16 protein-coding genes and 2 pseudogenes are annotated in these 19,415 nt (G+C 71.3%); 5 read left to right on the top strand and 13 right to left on the bottom strand.

Features of this window, described 5'->3' with window-relative positions; genetic code table 11:
* From AB8Z36_RS06490 to AB8Z36_RS06460, 7 genes and pseudogenes are all read right to left on the bottom strand, one after another.
* Positions 1 to 199 (bottom strand): annotated as a pseudogene (locus tag AB8Z36_RS06490) (DUF4232 domain-containing protein); the annotation flags it as partial.
* Between the two features lie 46 nt (positions 200 to 245).
* Positions 246 to 1,244 carry a TIGR03842 family LLM class F420-dependent oxidoreductase gene (locus AB8Z36_RS06485; protein ID WP_369212216.1) on the bottom strand — a complete coding sequence of 333 codons (999 nt, stop codon included), beginning with the start codon at positions 1,242 to 1,244 and terminating at the stop codon, positions 246 to 248.
* Positions 1,245 to 1,297: 53 nt separating this feature from the next.
* A complete protein-coding gene (hydA, locus tag AB8Z36_RS06480; RefSeq protein ID WP_369212215.1) occupies positions 1,298 to 2,701 on the bottom strand; it encodes a dihydropyrimidinase in 1,404 nt (467 codons plus the stop codon).
* Between the two features lie 137 nt (positions 2,702 to 2,838).
* A complete protein-coding gene (locus AB8Z36_RS06475; RefSeq protein WP_369212214.1) occupies positions 2,839 to 4,119 on the bottom strand; it encodes an aspartate aminotransferase family protein in 1,281 nt (426 codons plus the stop codon).
* A complete protein-coding gene (locus AB8Z36_RS06470; protein WP_369212213.1) occupies positions 4,116 to 4,958 on the bottom strand; it encodes a nitrilase-related carbon-nitrogen hydrolase in 843 nt (280 codons plus the stop codon). Before AB8Z36_RS06470 ends, AB8Z36_RS06475 begins: the two co-directional genes overlap by 4 nt.
* Positions 4,959 to 5,195: 237 nt before the next feature.
* Positions 5,196 to 6,491 carry a hypothetical protein gene (locus tag AB8Z36_RS06465; RefSeq protein WP_369212212.1) on the bottom strand — a complete coding sequence of 432 codons (1,296 nt, stop codon included), beginning with the start codon at positions 6,489 to 6,491 and terminating at the stop codon, positions 5,196 to 5,198.
* Between the two features lie 119 nt (positions 6,492 to 6,610).
* The gene (locus AB8Z36_RS06460; protein WP_369212211.1) at positions 6,611 to 6,862 is read right to left on the bottom strand and encodes a helix-turn-helix domain-containing protein; all 252 of its coding nucleotides are present in this window, start codon (positions 6,860 to 6,862) and stop codon (positions 6,611 to 6,613) included.
* 77 nt (positions 6,863 to 6,939) lie between these two features.
* Here AB8Z36_RS06460 and AB8Z36_RS06455 point away from each other — a divergent pair, with 77 nt between their 5' ends.
* Entirely contained in the window at positions 6,940 to 8,823 is a 1,884-nt protein-coding gene (locus tag AB8Z36_RS06455) for a hypothetical protein (protein ID WP_369212210.1), read from the top strand.
* A gap of 114 nt (positions 8,824 to 8,937) precedes the next feature.
* Here AB8Z36_RS06455 and ggt read toward each other — a convergent pair.
* Positions 8,938 to 10,793, bottom strand: a pseudogene (ggt, locus tag AB8Z36_RS06450) (gamma-glutamyltransferase).
* Positions 10,794 to 10,897: 104 nt separating this feature from the next.
* Between ggt and AB8Z36_RS06445 the strand changes: the two are divergent.
* From AB8Z36_RS06445 to AB8Z36_RS06435, 3 genes are all read left to right on the top strand, one after another.
* Positions 10,898 to 11,653 carry a hypothetical protein gene (locus tag AB8Z36_RS06445; RefSeq protein WP_369212208.1) on the top strand — a complete coding sequence of 252 codons (756 nt, stop codon included), beginning with the start codon at positions 10,898 to 10,900 and terminating at the stop codon, positions 11,651 to 11,653.
* Between the two features lie 134 nt (positions 11,654 to 11,787).
* Complete coding sequence (locus tag AB8Z36_RS06440; RefSeq protein ID WP_369212207.1) at positions 11,788 to 12,984, top strand: L,D-transpeptidase; 1,197 nt, start codon at positions 11,788 to 11,790, stop codon at positions 12,982 to 12,984.
* A 134-nt stretch (positions 12,985 to 13,118) separates the two neighbouring features.
* Complete coding sequence (locus AB8Z36_RS06435; protein WP_369212206.1) at positions 13,119 to 14,714, top strand: CocE/NonD family hydrolase; 1,596 nt, start codon at positions 13,119 to 13,121, stop codon at positions 14,712 to 14,714.
* Positions 14,715 to 14,750: 36 nt separating this feature from the next.
* On the opposite strand, the gene AB8Z36_RS06430 is transcribed toward AB8Z36_RS06435, so the two are convergent.
* The 5 genes from AB8Z36_RS06430 to AB8Z36_RS06410 all read right to left on the bottom strand — a co-directional run bounded on the left by AB8Z36_RS06430 (position 14,751) and on the right by AB8Z36_RS06410 (position 18,585).
* Positions 14,751 to 15,650, bottom strand: coding sequence for an amino acid ABC transporter permease (locus AB8Z36_RS06430; RefSeq protein WP_369212205.1), 900 nt, complete (start codon positions 15,648 to 15,650; stop codon positions 14,751 to 14,753).
* Positions 15,647 to 16,291, bottom strand: a complete 645-nt coding sequence (locus AB8Z36_RS06425) for an amino acid ABC transporter permease (RefSeq protein WP_369212204.1) — start codon at positions 16,289 to 16,291, stop codon at positions 15,647 to 15,649. Before AB8Z36_RS06425 ends, AB8Z36_RS06430 begins: the two co-directional genes overlap by 4 nt.
* 9 nt (positions 16,292 to 16,300) lie before the next feature.
* Positions 16,301 to 17,227 (bottom strand): glutamate ABC transporter substrate-binding protein, encoded by a 927-nt coding sequence (locus AB8Z36_RS06420; protein ID WP_369212203.1) that lies wholly within the window; start codon positions 17,225 to 17,227, stop codon positions 16,301 to 16,303.
* Between the two features lie 10 nt (positions 17,228 to 17,237).
* A complete protein-coding gene (locus AB8Z36_RS06415; RefSeq protein WP_369212202.1) occupies positions 17,238 to 17,981 on the bottom strand; it encodes an amino acid ABC transporter ATP-binding protein in 744 nt (247 codons plus the stop codon).
* Between the two features lie 157 nt (positions 17,982 to 18,138).
* Complete coding sequence (locus tag AB8Z36_RS06410; protein WP_369212201.1) at positions 18,139 to 18,585, bottom strand: DUF6278 family protein; 447 nt, start codon at positions 18,583 to 18,585, stop codon at positions 18,139 to 18,141.
* Positions 18,586 to 18,865: 280 nt separating this feature from the next.
* Here AB8Z36_RS06410 and AB8Z36_RS06405 point away from each other — a divergent pair.
* On the top strand, positions 18,866 to 19,415 hold a 550-nt coding region (locus AB8Z36_RS06405), incomplete at its 3' end, for a PRC-barrel domain-containing protein (RefSeq protein ID WP_369212200.1).

Here is a 19,415-nt window from a genome sequence, read left to right as displayed (position 1 = left end):
GTCCGGGGGCGGCCGGTGCGGACGCGGCGCCGGAGGGTGCGGCGGGGTCCGAGGACCCGGTGGGCGCCGCCTCGTCCGTGGGCCCGCGCCCCGGGTTCACCTCGCGGTCGAGCTCCGCGGCGAGCCCGCACCCCGCGAGCAGCGAGGCGGTCACCGCCAGCACCACTGCCCGTCCGACCTGCCCCGGCGTCAACGTCACGCGCAGATCATGCCATGGCCAAAGATGCCGTCCGGCTGGGCATGGATCAGGTGAACCGCGGGATGACCGACGTGCCGTACGCGTCGATGACCTCCTCACGGGCGTCGTGCATCGCGTAGACGGCGAACTGGTCCACGCCGAGATCCCGCAGCTCCGCGAGGCGTTCGACGTGCGCCTCCACCGGACCGAGCAGGCAGAAGCGGTCGACGATCTCGTCGGGGACGAAGGCGGTGTCCGGGTTTCCCGCGCGCCCGTGGTGGCTGTAGTCGTAGCCCTCGCGCGCCTTGATGTACGCGGTGAGGGACTCCGGCACCGCCGAGGAGTGCTCACCGTACTTGGCGACCAGGTCGGCGACGTGGTTGCCGACCATGCCGCCGAACCACCGGCACTGCTCACGGGCGTGCGCCAGGTCGTCGCCCACGTACGCGGGCGCGGCGACGCAGATCCGCACGTCCGAGGGGTCGCGTCCGGCCTCGGCCGCCGCGTCCCGCACCGCCTTGACCATGTACTCCGTGAGGAAGGGGTCGGCGAGCTGGAGGATGAAGCCGTCGGCCCGCCGCCCGGCGAGCGCGAGCGCCTTCGGGCCGTACGCGGCCATCCACACCGGCAGCTTTCCGTCGCGCACCCACGGCAGCCGCAGGACCTGTCCGCCGACGTCCGCCTCGCGCCCCTCGGCCAGGTCCCGGATGACGTCGATCGCCTCGCCGAGCCTGGCCAGGGTGGTGGGCCTGCGGCCCGCCACCCGCATCGCGGAGTCGCCGCGCCCGATGCCGCAGACGGTGCGGTTGCCGTACATGTCGTTGAGCGTGGCGAAGGTGGAGGCGGTCACCTCCCAGGTCCTGGTGCCGGGGTTGGTGACCATGGGGCCGACGGTCAGCCGCGTGGTGTGCTCCAGGATGCGGCTGTAGATGACGAACGGCTCCTGCCACAGGACCGCGGAGTCGAAGGTCCAGCCGTAGCGGAAGCCGTTGCGCTCCGCGCGCCGCATGAGCCCCACGACCGCCGACGCGGGCGGGTCGGTCTGAAGTACGAGTCCGAAATCCACGGTGGGTCTCCTCGCCTCGGTTGACTCGGCTCAGTGCACGTACTGCGCTCGGCTCAGTGCACGTACTGCGACAGACCCCGCGGCACGAACGCGCCGTGCCCCGCCCGGCCCCTGAAATCACGCCGCTCGATGACGAGTTCGCCGCGCGAGAGCACCGTCTCCACCTGCCCGCGGACCCGTTTGCCCTCGTACGCGGAGTAGTCGACGTTCATGTGGTGCGTCGCCGCCGACATGGTCTGCTCGGCGGCCGGGTCGTAGATGACGACGTCCGCGTCGGCGCCGGGCGCGATCGTCCCCTTCTTGCCGTAGAAGCCGAACATCCGCGCCGGTGCCGCGCACGCGATCTCGATCCAGCGGCGGCGCGTGATGTGCCCGTCCACGACCGCCTGGTGGAGCAGGTCCATGCGGTTCTCGACCCCGGGGAGCCCGTTGGGGATCTTGGAGAAGTCGCCGCGGCCCAGCTCCTTCTGGCCCGTGAAGCAGAACGGGCAGTGGTCGGTGGAGACCACTTGGAGGTCGTCGGTGCGCAGGCCGCGCCAGAGCGCCGCCTGGTGCTGCTGAGGACGAAGCGGCGTCGAGCACACGTACTTCGCGCCCTCGAAGTCCGGCTCGGCGAGGTTGTCCGTGGAGAGGAACAGATACTGGGGGCAGGTCTCCCCGAAGACCGGCAGCCCCTTGTCCCGTGCCGCCGCCAGCTCCGCCACCGCCTCCTCGGCCGAGACGTGCACGACGTACAGCGGCGCCTCGGCGACCCGGGCGAGCTGGATGACGCGGTGGGTGGCCTCCGCCTCCAGGAGCGCCCTGCGGACCTCGCCGTGGAAGCGGGGGTCGGTCTCGCCGCGGGCCAGGGCCTGCTGGACCAGGACGTCGATGGCGATGCCGTTCTCCGCGTGCATCATGATCAGCGCGCCGTTGGTGGCGGCCTTCTGCATCGCGCGCAGGATCTGGCCGTCGTCGCTGTAGAACACCCCCGGGTAGGCGGTGAAGAGCTTGAACGAGGTCACGCCCTCGCCCACGAGCCCGTCCATCTCCTTCAGGGAGGATTCGTTGACGTCGGAGACGATCATGTGGAAGGCGTAGTCGATCGCGCACTTGCCGTCGGCCTTCGCGTAGTAGGCGTCGAGGCCCCCGCGCAGGGAGTGCCCGACGGACTGCACCGCGAAGTCGACGATGGTGGTCGTGCCGCCCCAGGCGGCCGCCCGGGTGCCGGTCTCGAAGGTGTCCGACGAGGCGGTCCCGCCGAACGGGAACTCCATGTGCGTATGGGCGTCGACGCCGCCCGGGATGACGTACTTGCCGGTGGCGTCGATGACGCGCTCGGCGGACCAGGCGCCCGCCGCGGCGCTGCCGCTCGCGGCGAGGGCGGCGATCCTGCCGTCCTCGATCAGCACGTCGGCGTGGGTCTCCTCGGCGGCGGTGACGACGAGGCCGCCGCGGATCAGGGTGCGGTCGCTCATGTGGTGCGCTCCCTTCCAGGTGGGCGCCAGGGCCCGGCGTCGCGCGAAGGGCCTGGTGGCGTTGGACCGGGGACTTAGGGTCTTTCGTTTGGATCAGGCCGGGCTCGCGGGGTCTGGCCCGATCCAAACGAAAGACCCTAGGCGTCGCGCAGGGCCTCGCCCAGGACGGCGGCGCCCTCCTCCGCCTCCGCGACGGTCAGCGAGAGCGGCGGGGCGACGCGCAGGACGCTGGTGTCGTGGCCGCCGCCCTTGCCGAGCAGCAGGCCGCCCTCGCGGGCCGCTTCGAGCACGGCGGCGGCGCGCTGGTTCGGCCCCCCGGTGTGCGGGTCGGCCAGCTCGATGCCGATCATCAGGCCGCGCCCGCGCACCTCGCGCACGGCGGGCACCTGGGCGCAGAGCGCCCGGAGCCGCTCGATGAGCAGTCCGCCGACGCGCCGGGCGTTGCCCTGGAGGTCGTGTTCCAGGAGGTACGTGAGGTTGGCGAGGCCCGCCGCCATCGTGACGGGGGAGCCGCCGAAGGTGGAGATGGAGTGGGCGTCGAGGCAGTTCATGATCTCGGCGCGGGCCACCACGCCGCCGATCGACATGCCGTTGCCGATGCCCTTGGCGAAGGTGAGGATGTCCGGCGGACCGCTTTGGGCGTGCGCCTGCCAGCCCCAGAAGTGCTCGCCCGTACGGCCCCAGCCGGTCTGCACCTCGTCGGAGATCCAGAGGATGCCGTGCTCGTCAAGGACCTCCTTGAAGGCGGCGTAGAGCCCGTCGGGCGGCGAGGTGAAGCCGCCGACGCCCTGGATCGGCTCGGCGATCAGCGCCGCCACTCCCCCGCGCCCCTGCCCCAGCATGTCCCGCAGGTCGGCGACGCAGGCCGCGGTGAACTCCGCGTCGCTCAGGTCGGCGTACGGCCCGCGGCTGCGGACGCCGCCGTGCACGTACAGCGTCTGGAGCGGCGAGAGGCTGGTCGGCGACCAGGCGGAGTTGCCGGTGATGCCGACGGCCGTGAAGGAGCGGCCGTGGTAGCTGTTGCGCATCGCCAGGATCTGGTTGGAGCGGCGGTGCGCGGTGGCCAGGAGCAGCGCCGCGTCATTGGCCTCGGTGCCGGAGGTGGTGAAGAAGACGCGGGCGTCGGGGATGCCGGAGAGGGCGGCGACACGCTCGGCGAGGTCGACCATCGGGCGGTTGAGGTAGAGCGTCGAGGAGTGGATGATCCGCCCGGCCTGCTCGCTCACGGCCTTGGTGACCTCGGGCAGGGCGTGCGCGGTCATCGTGGTGAGGATGCCGCCGAAGAAGTCGAGGTACTTGTTGCCCTCGGCGTCCCAGACGTGCCGGCCCTCGCCGTGGGTGATCTCCAGGGGGCGCTCGTAGTACAGGGCGAGCCACTCGGGCAGGACCGCCTTGTGGCGGTCGTACAGGTCGGTCACGGCTGCACCAGCCCTTCGTAGGCGTCGGGGCGTCGGTCGCGGTAGAACGCCCACTGCTGGCGTACTTCCTCGATGAGGCCGAAGTCGAGGTCCCTGACGATGAGTTCCTCGGCCTTGTCGCTCGCGGGCTCGCCGACGAACTGGCCGCGCGGGTCGACGAAGTACGACGTGCCGTAGAAGTCGTTGTCTCCGTACTCCTCCTGGCCGACGCGGTTGATCGCGGCGATGAAGTATTCGTTGGCGACGGCCGCCGCGGGCTGTTCGAGCTGCCAGAGGTAGGCGGAGAGGCCGCGCGAGGTGGCGGAGGGGTTGTAGACGAGCTGGGCGCCGTTGAGACCCAGCTGGCGCCAGCCCTCGGGGAAGTGCCGGTCGTAGCAGATGTAGACGCCGACCTTGCCGACGGCGGTGTCGAAGACGGGCCAGCCGAGATTGCCCGGCTTGAAGTAGTACTTCTCCCAGAAGCCTTTGACCTGCGGGATGTGGTGCTTGCGGTACTTGCCGAGGTAGCTGCCGTCGGCGTCGATCACGGCCGCGGTGTTGAAGTAGAACCCGGACTGCTCGACCTCGAAGACGGGGACGACGATCACCATGCCGGTCTCGCGGGCCAGCTCCTTCATGCGCGTGACGGTGGGTCCGTCCGGCACGGGCTCCGCCCAGCGGTAGTGCTCGGCCTCCTGGACCTGGCAGAAGTAGGGGGCGTTGAAGACTTCCTGGAACCCGATGATCCCCGCGCCCTGCCGGGCGGCCTCCCGGGCGTGCTCCTCATGCTTGGCGATCATGGATTCGCTGTCGCCTGTCCAGGTCGCCTGGACCAGTGCGGCGCGTACGACGTTGACCATGAGCTGCTCCTTCACCTGCCCTTGGAGGGACGGTCCTTGAGAGGACGTCAGAGAGCCTCTACGCACGTAGACCGGGTGCGTAGACAGGAAAACGTAAGCCTCCCCGACGGGCTGAGCAAGACCATCGCCGACAACCGCCGGAGTCGATCATGATTCGCACCCGAGCGGGCGAGAACAGGCACAAAGCGTCGGCGGACCGGCGCTCGAAGATCAGGGCCCGGCGCGGGAGGATCAAGGTCAGGCGCTGAACCCGGCGACGCGCAGGGCGTGCACGAGGTCCCAGTGGTGCTCCTCGGAGACCGCGCGGGCCGTCTCCAGGAGCAGGGGTATGAGCCGGTAGGGGTCGGCGTGCGCGCAGGCCGCGGCGTCCTCGGCGGTGCGGACGCGGTGGTAGGAGTCGAGCAGGGCACGCGCCTCCCGCTCCCGGCCCGCGTCGAGCAGCGCGAGGATCGCCTCGGCGATCTCGGGGGCCGGGCGGGCGACGCCCTGCCGCAGCAGCTTCCGGCAGTCATCGGCGCGGCCCGCCCCCGCGAGGGCGTCCGCGAGGGCCACCAGGCGGCCCGGCGGCAGCGAGGCGGCCTCCCACAGCAGGGTCGCCCAGTCCGCGCCGAGCCCCGCCCTGTGCAGCTCCGCGGCGAGTTCGGGCAGCCGGTCGGCGGGCCGGCCCGCGGCCTCCACGAGGACGCCGTGCGCCTCGCCGGTGCGGCCCTCCTTGCGGAGTCTCGCGAGGAGTTCGACGGTGTCGGCCGTGGACCGCGCCCCGACGGCCTCGTCCTCCGTCACCGGCCCGCCGCCCGCGCCGCCCGGACCGTCGGGATCACGCAGGTCACCCAGGTCACTCGGGCCGTCCCAGGCCTCCGGCTCGCCCGCGCCGGGCTCGAACCAGGCGCCCGGTGGCACGTACGGGCCGTCCGGGCCGTCCGGCTCCGCGGGTGCGAGGGGCTCGGCGGGTTCGGGGACCCGCGGCGCCGGGCCGGGTTCGGCGCGCGCGGCGCCGGGGCCGAACTCCACCCAGGAGGGGCTTTCCGCCGCGTCGAGGCGGTCCATGCGCTCCCGGATCTCCACGCACCGCGCGGAGGCCCGCTCGTGGTCGTCGCGCACCCACGCCAGATCCAGGTGGATGCGGTCGGTCTCGTCGGGGCCCGCGGCGACGGCGAGCTGCCGTGCGAGATCCGCCTCCCGCTCCACGGCGATCCGCTGTTCCCTGAGCATCATGTCGAGCCGGTCGCTCAGCAGCTCGCGGGCGCCGGGTCTGCCGTCGTAGGCGGTGAGCGAGGCACGGTGCAGGGTCCGCGCCCGTTCCGTCTCGCGCTCGGCCTCGGGGATGCCCCGGTCGGCCGCGAGGTCGTGAAGGAGCGCCTGCACCACGTCCCAGGGCGGCACCTCGACGCCGTCCAGACAGGCCCGCATGCCGTCCGGGTCGCGCTGCCAGAACACGCCGCACCACCCGGCGCCCTGATCAAGCCGTCCCAGCAGATCCCGCAGGTACTTCGCGAACTCCCCGACCTGATCCGGGAGTTGTCCCACAGTCATGCGACCAGCTCCGCCCCGTGCAGACAGGAGTATTCCGGTCCGGAAGATAACACCAGATGTGTTACGGGACGACTACACGCAGTTTGACACGAGCGTGTCAGCGCACAGCGGATGGGCTTTCAGACCACGACCGGCTCGCACCGCTCCACGAGATCGTCGAGCGAGAGCCCGAGCACGGAGGCGAGCGCCGCCACGGTGAAGAGCGCGGGCGTCGGCGCCCGGCCGGTCTCGATCTTGCGCAGCGTCTCGGCGGAGAGGCCCGCCTCCGCCGCCACCGCCACCATGCTCCGCACGCCCCGCGCCTCCCGCAGCAGCCGCCCGAGCCGCTCACCGCGCTCGCGCTCCTCCGGGGTCAAAGGTGTCCGCACCATGCGGCCATCGTACGTCCCCGCACGACTGTGACCGGGCGCGGACATCCCCGTACCTAGATCATCCGTACGATGCCCCGGTGACAGCGGAGATCATCGACTACGGACAGTTCGCGGACCGGCTGCGACGGCAGCGGCACGGCGGCGGGAGGTGGGACCTGCTGGCCGCCGTCCAGCGCGAGTGGGGCTTCGAGGACCCGGGCGGCGAGCCGGGCCACTCCCGCTGGGGCGGCGAGAACCAGCGGCACGGCATCGACTGGACGCTGCCGGTACCGGTGGCCCTCAACGAATGGTGGGACTCCGCGCAGGTCCTCAACTCCTTCGCGTACGACCCGCGCCTGTACTGGGTGCACACGCAGTGGCCGCCGAAGATGTCCGAGCTGGAGGTGGCCCCGGGCAGCGGTCTCGTCGCCGGGGACGGCGGCGACCGCCGCGTCTGCGTCTTCATGTCCGAATACCACTTCAGCCACGAGTGGGGCTATCTCGCCGCCGAGGCCGAAGAGCAGGACCCGCGCGTCGTCGTGAGCCTCCGCGGCGAGTGGGTCGAGCAGAGCCCTTCGCTCTCCGAGTTCCTGACGCAGCTCGCCTTCGAGCGGCTGCCCGCGCACTACGGCTGGACGCTGCGGGTCCGCCGGGCGGTGGTCGACGCCGACCCGCTGATCGTGGAGCGGCTGCGCTCCTCCTACCGCGACCTGGGGCTGCCGCCCTGGCAGGAGAACGGCACGGACGCCCTCTCCTACGGTGCCCCGGACGCCGTCGTACGGCACGGGCGCGGGCCGGGGGCCGACTTCGCGGTGGTCGTCAGCGCCCGGACCCGCGAGGCCCTGATCGCCGTCGCCGGGACCCTCGGCCTCGACTGCTCCGGGGAGAAGGCGATCCGCCCGCCCGCGACGGTGCCGCCGCCCCTCGAACAGCTCGGCCCGGTCTCCCTCGCGAGGGGCGAGGCGGACCCGCGCGGCCGGTGGACCGTGCGCTCGCGCGGCCACAGCGCACCGCCCTCGGTGCCCGGCGGCGCCGCCGCGCTGGTCACCGCGCCCGGCACTCTGCGGTCGGTCGCCGCCGACCAGGACGCGACGACCCTCGTGGCGGGCGACACCGAGGGCTGCGTGCACGTCCTGGAGACCGACGACGAGTCCCCCGAGACGATCACCCTGCGGCTGCACCTCGCCCCGGTGACCGCGCTGGCCTGCCTGAAGCTGGAGAGCGGCAAGCGCCTGGTCCTGAGCGGCGACGAGCACGGCGTGATCCGCTACTGGAGCACCCGGCGCAAGCCCCTGCGGGCCCCCTTCGACCGCCGCGCCACCCCGGTGCGCGCGCTCGCCGCCGCCCCGCTGGCGACGGGCCCCGCGCTCGCCGCCGCGTGGGCCGACGGCCTGGTCCGGGTCTGGGACCTCGCCTCCGACGCGGTGGCCGGGCTGCGTCTCGGCACCGGCATCAGGTTCCTCGGGCTCGGCACCGACGGCACGCTGCGCGTCACCGACGGGCACGGCACGGCCGAACTCGCCCTCGACACGGCGAGACTCTGGCCGCACCGCGATCTCCGGCTCCGGCTGGACACCGTCGACTGGGGCTCGCTGTGGACGGCGCGGGGGCCGGGCCACATGGTGCCCGAACTGATCGGCAAGGCCGCCTCCGACGACAAGAGGACCGCCATGGACGCCGTGCACGACCTGTACCGGCTCCTGGTCTCCAAGGAGGCCGCCTCGACCGCCGCCGTGCCCGCGATCCCGTTCCTGGTCGAGCTGATGACGGACCCGGACAACAGGTCCCGCAGCACCCTGCTGCTGCTCATCGCCGACCTCGCCGATGTCCGGCAGGCCCGGGGCGGGCGCGGGGACGCGCAGCTCACCGCCGTGCGCGAGGCGCTGCCCGTGCTGCGCTACCTGCACGACGACCCGGAGTCCGCGATCCGCTGGGCGGCCAACGAGCTGGAGCAGAACTGCGCGGCCTCGCCCGCCTCGTAGCCCGCCGCGCGATTCCCCCGGACCGTGACCGGGGGCCGTACGGCGGCGTGCCGCACGGCCCCCGGCCGGGTCTCACTTGTCCGGGCTCACTTGTCCGGGCTCACTTGTCTGCGCTCATCCTCGCTTCTCCGGGCTCACCACCATGGCCGAGCCGCCGCCCCTGCGCTCCTTCTCGGCCGCCGCGAGCCACCTGCCGCCCGGCAGGCGCTGTACGCCGGTCGCCGCGCCGATCTCCGGGTTGCGCTTGAAGGAGTGGCCGATCGCCTCCAGGGACGCGCGCTGCGGGCTGTCCCACAGGCCCGGTTCCAGCTCGGTCTGGGCGGCGTTGCGCTGGCTCGCGCGCGGCGCCGCGATCGCGTCGACCAGCGGCAGACCCCGGTCGACGAAGCCGGTGAGGGTCTGGAGGACGGTGGTGATGATGCTCGCGCCGCCCGGTGAGCCGAGCGCCACGACGGGCCTGCCGTCCTTCAGCACGATCGTCGGCGCGATCGAGGAGCGCGGACGCTTGCCGGGGCCCGGCAGGTTCGGGTCGTGCACCTTGGGGTCGGCGGGCGCGAAGGAGAAGTCCGTCAGTTCGTTGTTGAGCAGGAAGCCGCGGCCGGGGACGGTGATGCCGCTGCCGCCGGTCTGCTCGATGGTGAGGGTGTAGGAGACGACGTTGCCCCACTTGTCGGCCGTGGTGAGGTGCGTGGTGTTCTCGCCCTCGTACGTCGTCGGCGCCGCCTCGTCGCCCGGGGCGCACGGCTTGGGGTGGCGCGGGTCGCCGGGCGCGAGCGGGCTCTTGAGCACGGCGTCGTCCTTGATGAGGCACGCGCGCGTGTCCGCGTAACGCTGGGAGAGCAGTTCCCTGGTGGGCACGGACTCGAAGGCGGGGTCGCCCACCCAGCGGCCCCGGTCGGCGAAGGCGATGCGGCTGGCCTCGATGTAGCGGTGCAGGTACCGGGTCTTGGAGGCCTTGGAGAGGTCGGTGCGCTCCAGGATGTTGAGCGCCTCGCCGACCGAGGTGCCGCCGGACGAGGAGGGCGCCATGGAGTAGACGTCGAGCCCGCGGTAGGAGGTCTTCGTCGGCTTCTGACCGTTCACCTCGTACCCGGCGAGATCCTTCAGGGAGAGGTCGCCGGGACGGACGCGGCGGCCGGCGTCGGGGTCGACGGGCGGTTCGTTGACGGTGCGGACGATGTCCTTGGCGAGCTTGCCGTGGTAGAGCGCGTCCACGCCCTTGCGACCGAGTTCCTCATAGGTGCGGGCCAGGTCGGGGTTCTTGAACGTCGCGCCGACCACCGGCAGCTTCCCGCCCGGCAGGAACAGCTCGGCCGTCGCGGGGAAGTCGGCGAACCGCGCCTGGTTGGACTCCGTCTGCGAGCGGAAGGTCGCGTCGACGGTGAAGCCGTCGCGGGCGAGGCGCTCGGCGGGCTTCAGGAGCGTGCCGAGCCGTCTGCTGCCCCACTTGTCCAGGGCCGACTGCCAGGTCGCGGGCGTGCCGGGGGTGCCGACACCCAGCCCGCTGGTGACCGCCTCGGCGAAGGGGATCGGCTTGCCGTTCTCCAGGAAGAGCCCGGAGTCGGCGGTGCGGGGGGCCGTCTCGCGGCCGTCGATGGTGCTGACCCGGTGGGTTTCGGCGTCGTAGTGGACGAAGTACCCGCCCCCGCCCACACCCGCCGAGTACGGCTCGGTGACGCCGAGCGCGGCGGCGGTGGCGACCGCGGCGTCCACCGCGTTGCCGCCCTTCCTCAGGACCTCGATACCGGCGGCCGAGGCGTCGGCGTCGACGCTGGCGACCGCCCCTCCGTGGCCGACGGCGACCGGCACCTTCCCGGTCGGCGCCCCGGCCGTGCCCGGTCGGTGCCGCCGGTGGCGGCTCCGGCGTGTTCCGCTGAGCGCGCAGGCGAAGGGGGCGCGGCGGCACCGACCGACACCAATACCCCTCCGACCGCCCATAGCGTCAGATTACGTACGACAGCGCGGCGCATTCGTACCTCCTGTCAACGACCGTCCGCGCAGCGTAACTTCGCATCCCCGATCGCGTAAGGACCGGCTCGAACACGGTTCCGCGGTGCCGCTAGCATGCGCCCCCATGACTGAAGACGTGCGCAACATCGTCCTCGGCCTGATCGCGGCCGGCCTCGGCGCCGTCCTTGGCTGGCTCGTCCGCGGCTCCCTGTCCGGGCGCAGGCTCCGCCGCGAGCAGGCCTTCTTCGGACTGCCCGAGAACGCGGAGTCGCTGCTCGTCGTCAACCGCGACGCGAACGGCCCCGAGCTGAGCGTGGTCCGGCACGACGTGTCCGCGCTCCTCGAACTCTCCGGGGTGATCAAGGAGTGCGGGGCGCACGCGCAGATCGTCGCGCACGACGCCGCCCAGCAGAGCTTCGGCGAGCGCACGGAGTTCTGCGTGGGCAGCCCGGTGGCCAACCGCCGCATGGCCGCCCATATGCACTCCCTGCTGCCGGGCGTCCGGGTGAACACCGAGCCCGAGCCGATACCCGACCGCGGCGCCTTCCAGATCGGCTCCGAGCGCTACCGCCTCGAGTCCGGCCTGACCGAGTACGTGCTCCTCGCGCGGCTCACCGCCGACCGGGGCCAGGAGGCGAGACCGGTCTTCCTCTTCTGCGGCCAGCGCGCGGTCGCCAGCCAGGCCGCCGCCCGCCACCTCGCCCGCCACCACGAGAAGCTCGCCCGCAAGCACGGCGGCAACGCCTTCGTGCTGCTCCTGAAGGTCGTCAACTCCCAGGCGTACGGTCCCGACGTCGTGGAGGTGGTCGCGGACGTGACGCGGGCCGCCCAGACACCGCTCCCCACACCGTCGGCCCGTACCTCCCATCGCGCGAAGTGACGACGCGTACACCCTGAGCCGAGATCATCCGGTGTCTAATGTGACCTACCGGTCATTTTCCGGACATCAGGCAACCCGTCGGCGCCAGGCGTGCTCTCTCCGGGCGGTTTCCCCTTCGCACGGAGGTAGTTTTCTTGACCCCGCACAGCTCTTCGAGCCGCCGACGCCCCCTTCGCACCCGCCACACGGCCGCCGCGGGTCTCGCGGTCCTCACCGTCGCCCTGACCGCCTGCTCGGGCGGAGGCGACGCCTCGGCCGCCGGGACCGCCGACGGGAAGCCGAGGATCGCGGTGAACCTCGCGGGCAGCCACGCGAAGGCGGGCGGCCCGGTCACGGTGAAGCTGGCGGAGGGCCGCCTGAAGCAGGTGACCGTCACGGACGCCGACGGGGCGGAGCTGCCCGGCGAGATCGCGGCGAACGGCGCCTCGTGGACGTCCGGCCGGGTGGCGGCCCCGGGCACCTCGTACAAGGTCCGGGCGGTCACCGACCAGGGCGCGAGCGCCGGGAGGTCCTTCGCGACGGCGGCGCCCGACCAGGTCAACAAGGTGTCGCTCACGCCCGGCAAACGCAGCACCGTCGGGATCGGCCAGCCGCTGTCGATCACCTTCGACCATCCGGTGGAGAACAAGGCGGAGGTGGAGAAACGGCTCAAGGTGTCGACCTCCAACGGCACGACCGGGTCCTGGGGCTGGATCAAGAACTACGACGGCAAGGACCGCGTCGACTGGCGCCCGAAGGAGTACTGGAAGTCCGGCACGAAGGTGAAGCTGGACGCCCGCCTCAACGGCGTCGACTCCGGCGACGGCGGCGGCTGGTTCGTGCGCGACTACGCCACCGGTTTCACGGTCGGCAGGAGCCAGGTCGTGAAGGTGGACCTGGACAGCAAGACGGCGACGCTGACGCGGGACGGCGAGAAGGTCAGGACGCTCCCGATGTCCGCGGGCACGCCCGGCGGCCAGAAGGCGTCCTGGGGCGGCACGTCCGTCCTGATGTCGAAGGAGGGCACGATCAACATGCGCTCCGAGACCGTCGGCCTCTCCGGCAGCGACAGCTACGACAAGATGGTCGACTACTCCATGCGCCTGACCTGGTCGGGCATGTACGCGCACGCGGCCCCGTGGAACCGCGCCTACTTCGGCAACACCAACCACAGCTCCGGCTGCGTCGGCATGAGCGACGGCGACGCGGGGTGGCTCTACCGCACGGCCCAGATCGGTGACCCCTTCGAGGTCACGGGCAGCGGTTCGAAGGGCGCGCCCGAGGCGGGCAACGGCTACGGCGAGTGGAACCTCTCCTGGTCGGACTGGCGGGCCAGGAGCGCCCTGGCCTGAGGCACGCCCGCCCACAGGCGTGCGGTCCACTCCTCAACAATCGTTACCGGGGCGTAACTTACCGACGGGTTACCCCCGGTAAGAACTCGCGGTTACCGTCGGGTCACTTTGCACGTCCGAGTGAGGAGTGACCCGTGGGACTGCCGCACCAGGCTTTGCGCACCACCACCGTGGGAACAGTGTCGGCGACTCTCGTCGCCGGCGCCGCCTTCGGCCTCGCGCCCGTGGCGCAGGCGGCACCGGCCGCCGCGCCGCGGGCCGCGTCCCCCGCCGACCTGCGCTTCGTGGACATCCCCGGCGACGGCGGCACCAAGCTGGCGGCCAACGTCTTCACCCCCAAGGGCGCGAAGGCGGGCGGGAAGTACCCCTCGATCGTGCTGCCGACGAGCTGGTCCATGCCGCAGATCGAGTACTTCGCGCAGGCCCAGAAGCTCGCCGACTCCGGCTATGTCGTGGTCAGTTACAACTCGCGCGGCTTCTGGCAGTCCGGCGGCGAGATCGAGACCGCGGGCCCCGAGGACATCGCCGACGCCTCCAGGGTCATCGACTGGACCCTGGAGAACACCCCGGCCGACCCCGCCAAGGTGGGCATGGCCGGTGTCTCGTACGGCGCGGGCATCAGCCTGCTCGCCGCCGGGCACGACAAGCGCGTCAAGGCCGTGGCCGCGCTCAGCGGCTGGGGCGACCTGATCGACTCGATCTACAGCGGACGCACCCAGCACGCCCAGGCCGCGGCCCTGCTCGGCGGCGCGGGCGCCCTCACCGGACGGCCGAGCGACGAACTCAAGCAGACACTGAAGGACTTCCTCGGGTCCCACCTGGACAAGGAGGACGAGATGATCGCCTGGGGCGCCAAGCGCTCCCCCGCGACCTACCTCGACCAGATCAACGACAACGGCGCGGCCATCATGCTCGGCAACGCCTGGGGCGACTCGCTCTTCCCGCCGAACCAGTACGCCGAGTTCTACGAGCGGCTGACCGGGCCCAAGCGCCTGGAGTTCCGCCCCGGCGACCACGCCACCGCCGAGGCCACCGGACTGCTCGGGCTGCCCAACGACACCTGGACCTCCACCCGCCGGTGGTTCGACCACTACCTCAAGGGCGAGGCCAACGGCATCGACAAGGAGCGGCCCGTCCAGCTCAAGTCCCGTTCCGAGGGCGGCTACGAGGGCTACCCGGACTGGAAGTCGGTCGGACCCACCCGCAAGAAGATCGCCATGGCGGGCTCCACGACGATCCGCGCCAACGTCGACTCCGGCGCCAACGGCGGCATCGCGATCCTCTCCAACGCCCTCGACCAGTTCCTGAAGATCCCGCCGACGGCCTCGGTGCCGCTGCTTCCGCGCCGCTACACCGGCGTCTGGCAGTCCGAGCGGTACACCACCGCCCAGCGGGTGCGGGGGACGGCCAGGCTGCACACCACGCTCTCCAGCACCAAGGAGAGCGGCACCCTCGTCGCGTACCTGTACGACGTGGGGCCGCTCGGCCTCGGCAAGCTGGTCAGCAACGCGCCGTACACCTTCCACGGCAAGACGCCGGGCCGGCCGTTCGGCGTCGACCTGGAGCTGTTCTCCACGGCCTACGACGTACCGGCGGGCCACCGGCTCGCCCTGGTCGTCGACACGGTCGACCCGCTCTACATCGAGCACAACCCGTCCGGCGCGCAGCTGACCTTCTCCTCACCGGCGGCGGACCCGTCCTACGTGTCCGTTCCCCTGCGCGAGCAGTGATCTCCGGCTGCCGCCGGCCGGGCATGGCCCTACGAGCTACTGCTCCCCCGTGATCTTACGATCCGGGGGCACCCCCATCGGCAGTAGCGTCCCTGGTTCGGCCGGCGCCACTTCCGCGGCCTCGGTCTTGGGATTGCGCCGCTGACGCCTGGACACCCACTGGGCGAACCACGACAGCAACATGCACATCCCGATGTAGATCGGTGAGATCACCATGACCACGGGGATGAAGGGCAAATCGTAGTCGAGATTCGACGCGATCAGCTTCCCGGCGTGAAGGAACTCCTCGTAGGTGATCAGATAACCGAGCGAGGTGTCCTTGAGGGCGACCACCAACTGGCTGATGATGGCGGGCAGCATGGCGCGCACGGCCTGGGGCACGAGCACATGGCTCATGACCTGGGACTTGCGCATGCCCAGTGCGTAGGCGGCCTCCTTCTGCCCGTGCTCCACGGAGTTGACGCCGGAGCGGAAGACCTCGGCGAGCACCGAGCCGTTGTAGAGCGTGAGTCCCGCCACGAGCGCGGGCAGCGGCTGCACCTTCAGCGCCACGAAGACGAAGAAGATCATGACGAGCACCGGCATCGCGCGGAAGAACTCCACGATGAGCGTGGCCGCCCAGCGCACCGGCCGGTGGTCGGAGAGCCGCCCCATGGCGAGCAGCCCGCCGAGGGCGAGCGCGAGGACGGCGGAGATGGCGAACGCCTTGAGCGTGTTGCCGAGGCCCCGCAGAAGCAGCTCCTGGATGCCCTTGTACTCGAAGGGCGTCCACTTGGTCGCGGTGAACTGGTCGGTGTCGAAGAGGAGGTAGAGGACCCAGGCGACGAGGCCGAGTACGACGAGGGTGGAGAGGACCCCGTAGAGACGGTGCCTGAGCACCGTCCTGGGGCCCGGGATGTCGTACAGGGCGGTGGCGTCGTGGGAGATGGCTTTCAACGTGCGGCTCCCCAGCGCTTTTCCAGGACATTGAAGACCGCACTGATGGCCAGGGTGATGATGAGGTAGCCGAGGGCGATCCAGACGAAGGTCCAGATGATGTTGTAGCCCAGTTCGTTGAGCGTCTTGTACGTGCCGAGCAGCTCGGTGACGCTGAACGCGCCGGCGATCGCGGAGTTCTTGGCCAGCGCGATCAGATTGGAGCCGACCGGCGCGATGACCGAGCGGAAGGCCTGCGGCAGGACCACCTTCGACAGGGTCTGCCCGAAGCTCATGCCGAGGCTGCGGGCCGCCTCGCCCTGTCCCTTGGGCACGGTGTTGATGCCGGACCTGAGCGCCTCGCAGATGAAGGCGGAGGTGTAGCAGCCGAGGGCGAGCACCGCGAACACCTTGAAGGGCAGCACCAGGCCGAACCGCGGAAGCCCGAGCAGCACAGCGAAGAAGAGCAGCGTGAGCGGGGTGTTGCGCAGGACGGTCACCCACGCCGTGCCGAAGGCCCGGAAGGAGCCGACGGGCGCGACCCGGAAGGAGGCCATGAGGAAACCGAGCACGAGCGCGAGGAGCGAGGCGAACACGGTGAGTTCGACCGTGCCGAGGAATCCCTCGCCGAAGGTGGAGAAGTTGTCCGTCAGTACGTCCACGACGCCTCCTCAGCTCGCCGGGTAGCGGTCGATGGCGGGCGGCTTCGGCGCGGGCACCCCGGAGAGTCCGAGCGTGGCGTCGTAGGCCTTCTTCCAGGTGCCGTCCTTCTCCCGGGCGGCGAGGGCGTCGTCGACGGCGAGGCGCAGCGCGTTGTCGCCCCGGGGCACCCCGATCCCGTACGGCTCCTCGGAGAAGGGCTTGCCGACGACCTTGAGCTCGTCGGGGACCTTGGCCGCGTAGCCGATCAGGATCGCGTCGTCGGTGGTGACGGCGTCGACCTGATAGGTCAGCAGGTTGTCGACGCAGACGGAGTAGGTGTCGTACGCCACGAGGGTGGCCTTCGGGTAGTCCTTCTGGATGCGCTGGTACGGGGTGGACCCGGCCGCCGAGCAGACGCGTCTGCCCGCCAGGTCGCCCGGTCCGCGGATGTCCTTCTCGTCGGAGCGGACGAGCAGGCCCTGGCCCGCCAGGTAGTAGGGGCCGCCGAAGCCGACGAGCTTCTTGCGGTTGTCGTTGATGGTGTAGGTGCCGACGTAGTAGTCGATCTGCCCGTTCTGGAGGGCGGTCTCGCGGTTGGCCGACGCGATGGTCTTGAAGGTGATCCCCTTCGGGTCGATGCCGAGCGATGCCGAGATCATCTTGGCGATCTCGATGTCGAAGCCGGAGTAGGTGCCGGACGCCGGGTCCTTCTCGCCGAGGTAGGGCTGGTCCTCCTTGGCCCCCACGACGAAGTGGCCCCTGCTCCTGGCCTTCTTCCAGGTTCCCGAGCGCGGGAGCTCGAAGCCCTTCGCCACGGTGTACCGGGGGAGCTCGTCGGCCGCCGGGCCCTTGCCGGGCGGGCTGCCCTCCTTGCCGCAGGCGGCGCAGGCGAGCGCGGACAGGACGAGCGCCGCGAGGAGCCGTGCCGTACGCGTGGTGTGTCGCTTCCTGTGCACGTCTCCCCCGTCAGTGCTTGAGGATCTTGGAGAGGAAGTCCCTGGCGCGCTCGCTCTCCGGCCGGGTGAAGAAGTCCTCGGGGGCGCGGTCCTCGACGATGCGGCCGTCGGCCATGAAGACGACGCGGTTGGCGGCGGAGCGGGCGAAGCCCATCTCGTGGGTGACGACGACCATGGTCATGCCGTCGCGGGCGAGCTGCCGCATGACTTCGAGGACCTCGTTGATCATCTCCGGGTCGAGGGCGGAGGTCGGTTCGTCGAAGAGGAGCGCCTTGGGGTCCATGGCCAGGGCGCGGGCGATGGCCACGCGCTGCTGCTGGCCGCCGGAGAGCTGGGCGGGGTACTTGTCGGCGTGCGCGGCGAGGCCCACCCGCTCCAGGAGTTCGCGGGAGCGCCTGTCCGCCTCGTCCTTCTTGCGGCCGCGCACCTTGATCTGCGCCAGGGACACGTTCTGGAGCACGGTCTTGTGGGCGAACAGGTTGAAGGACTGGAAGACCATGCCCACTTCGGTCCTGAGCCTGGCGAGCGCCTTGCCCTCGGCGGGCAGCGGCTGACCGTCCAGTCTGATCTCGCCGGACCGCACGGTCTCAAGCCGGTTGATGGTCCTGCACAGCGTCGATTTGCCCGACCCCGAAGGGCCGATGACGACGACCACCTCCCCCTTCCCGACGGTGAGGTCGATGTCCCGGAGAACATGCAGCTCGCCGTAGTACTTGTTCACATCACGCAGCTCGATCAACGGATCGACGGCCATGGCTGGATCTGCCCACTCTCTGCTGTGTACGTCCGCGCAAACTATCCGCGTGAAAACGGGACTTACTGGACGACACGCATGTAGGGGCATTAACCGTATTTGACGCAATTAGGGCCGGAACGCGCTTGGGTGAGCGGGCCGGGGGCGGCGCCCCCGGTCAGGCTTCGGAAGCCTCCGCGTAGACCTGGGACAGCTCGGGAGCCCCCTGGACCGCCCAGTCCAGGCCCGCCTCGACGACCGCGATCTCCCGCCCGGAGGTGAGCCGCACGGCCGGGCTGCCGCCGGGCCACACGTGCCAGGCGGCGCCCGGCACCGTCCGCACCACGACCGAGCCCAGATAGAGACCCGCGTCATTGCCGAGCCAGGGCAGCAGCTCCGGATCGTCGCGCCAGCGCGGCAGCAGCTGGTCCAGGGCCGCCAACGAGGCGGGGGTGTCGTCCAGTTCGAGCCCGGCCACCGCCGCCTGGGAGCGCAGCAGCGCGCACTCGGCGAGGAGCGCGGCCACGCCTTCGGGGTTGGCCTCGAACGCACCGGCGAGCCCCTCGCCCGCCCGCTCCGCACCGGGCTGCCGCCTGCGCCACTTGTCGAGGAACGGGATGTTCATGGTCGGCCTCTCCGCTGCCCGTCGATCCGAATATCCGAACGTCCGTCCATGCGTATGTCCAAGAATGTACCTGGCATCAGTTGATCACGGAATCGCGCGGATCACCCGCCCTGGTAGGCGACCCGGGGGCGCTAGAGGGCGCGTACGCGGGTACGTATAACTCTCTGCTGACGGTCTGCTGACTGTCTGAGGGTCGATCCGGGAGGTGGACGGATGGCGTGGTGGGTGTGGTGCGTTGCCGTGATCGCCGTGGTGGCCGACCGGGGCGAGGGGGCGGGCGATGAGTCATGACCTGCACAAAGAGGGTCCGGTGCGGGAGTTGATGCCCGCCTCCGGACTGACCGGGCGCCCGGTCGTCACGCTCGGCGGGGAGGCCGTCGGGCAGGTCAAGGACGTCGTGCTCGACGCGGCCAACGGCAGGATCGCCGGGTTCACGCTCGCCGGGCGCGGGCTGTTCTCCGGGCCGCTGCGCAAGAGCCTGCCCTGGGCGGGGGTGCACGGCCTCGGCGCCGAAGCCGTCATGATCACCTCCGAGGACGTCCTGGCGGACAAGGGTGCCGTCGCCACCGGCGGGGAGGCCTCCGGCGGTCTGGTGCGCGGGGCCCGCGTCCTGACCGACCTCGGGGTGGAGGTGGGCACCGTCCGCGACGTGATCGTCGAGGCGGGCCGGGAGGGTGCCGTGGTCGGCGTCGAGATGTCGTCGACCGAGGCGCTCGGCCGCCACGAGGCCACCGTCTTCCTGGCGCTCGGCAGCCACCCCGCCATGACCGGCGACACGCTGATGGTCCCCGCGCACGACACCGAGGACACGGCCGCGGACCTGGCGGGGG

The organism is Streptomyces flavofungini, assembly GCF_041028215.1.
Lineage (GTDB): Bacteria > Actinomycetota > Actinomycetes > Streptomycetales > Streptomycetaceae > Streptomyces > Streptomyces flavofungini_B.
The sequence above is the reverse complement of the archived record's forward strand: the minus strand, read 5'-3'. Positions and strand labels throughout refer to the sequence as shown.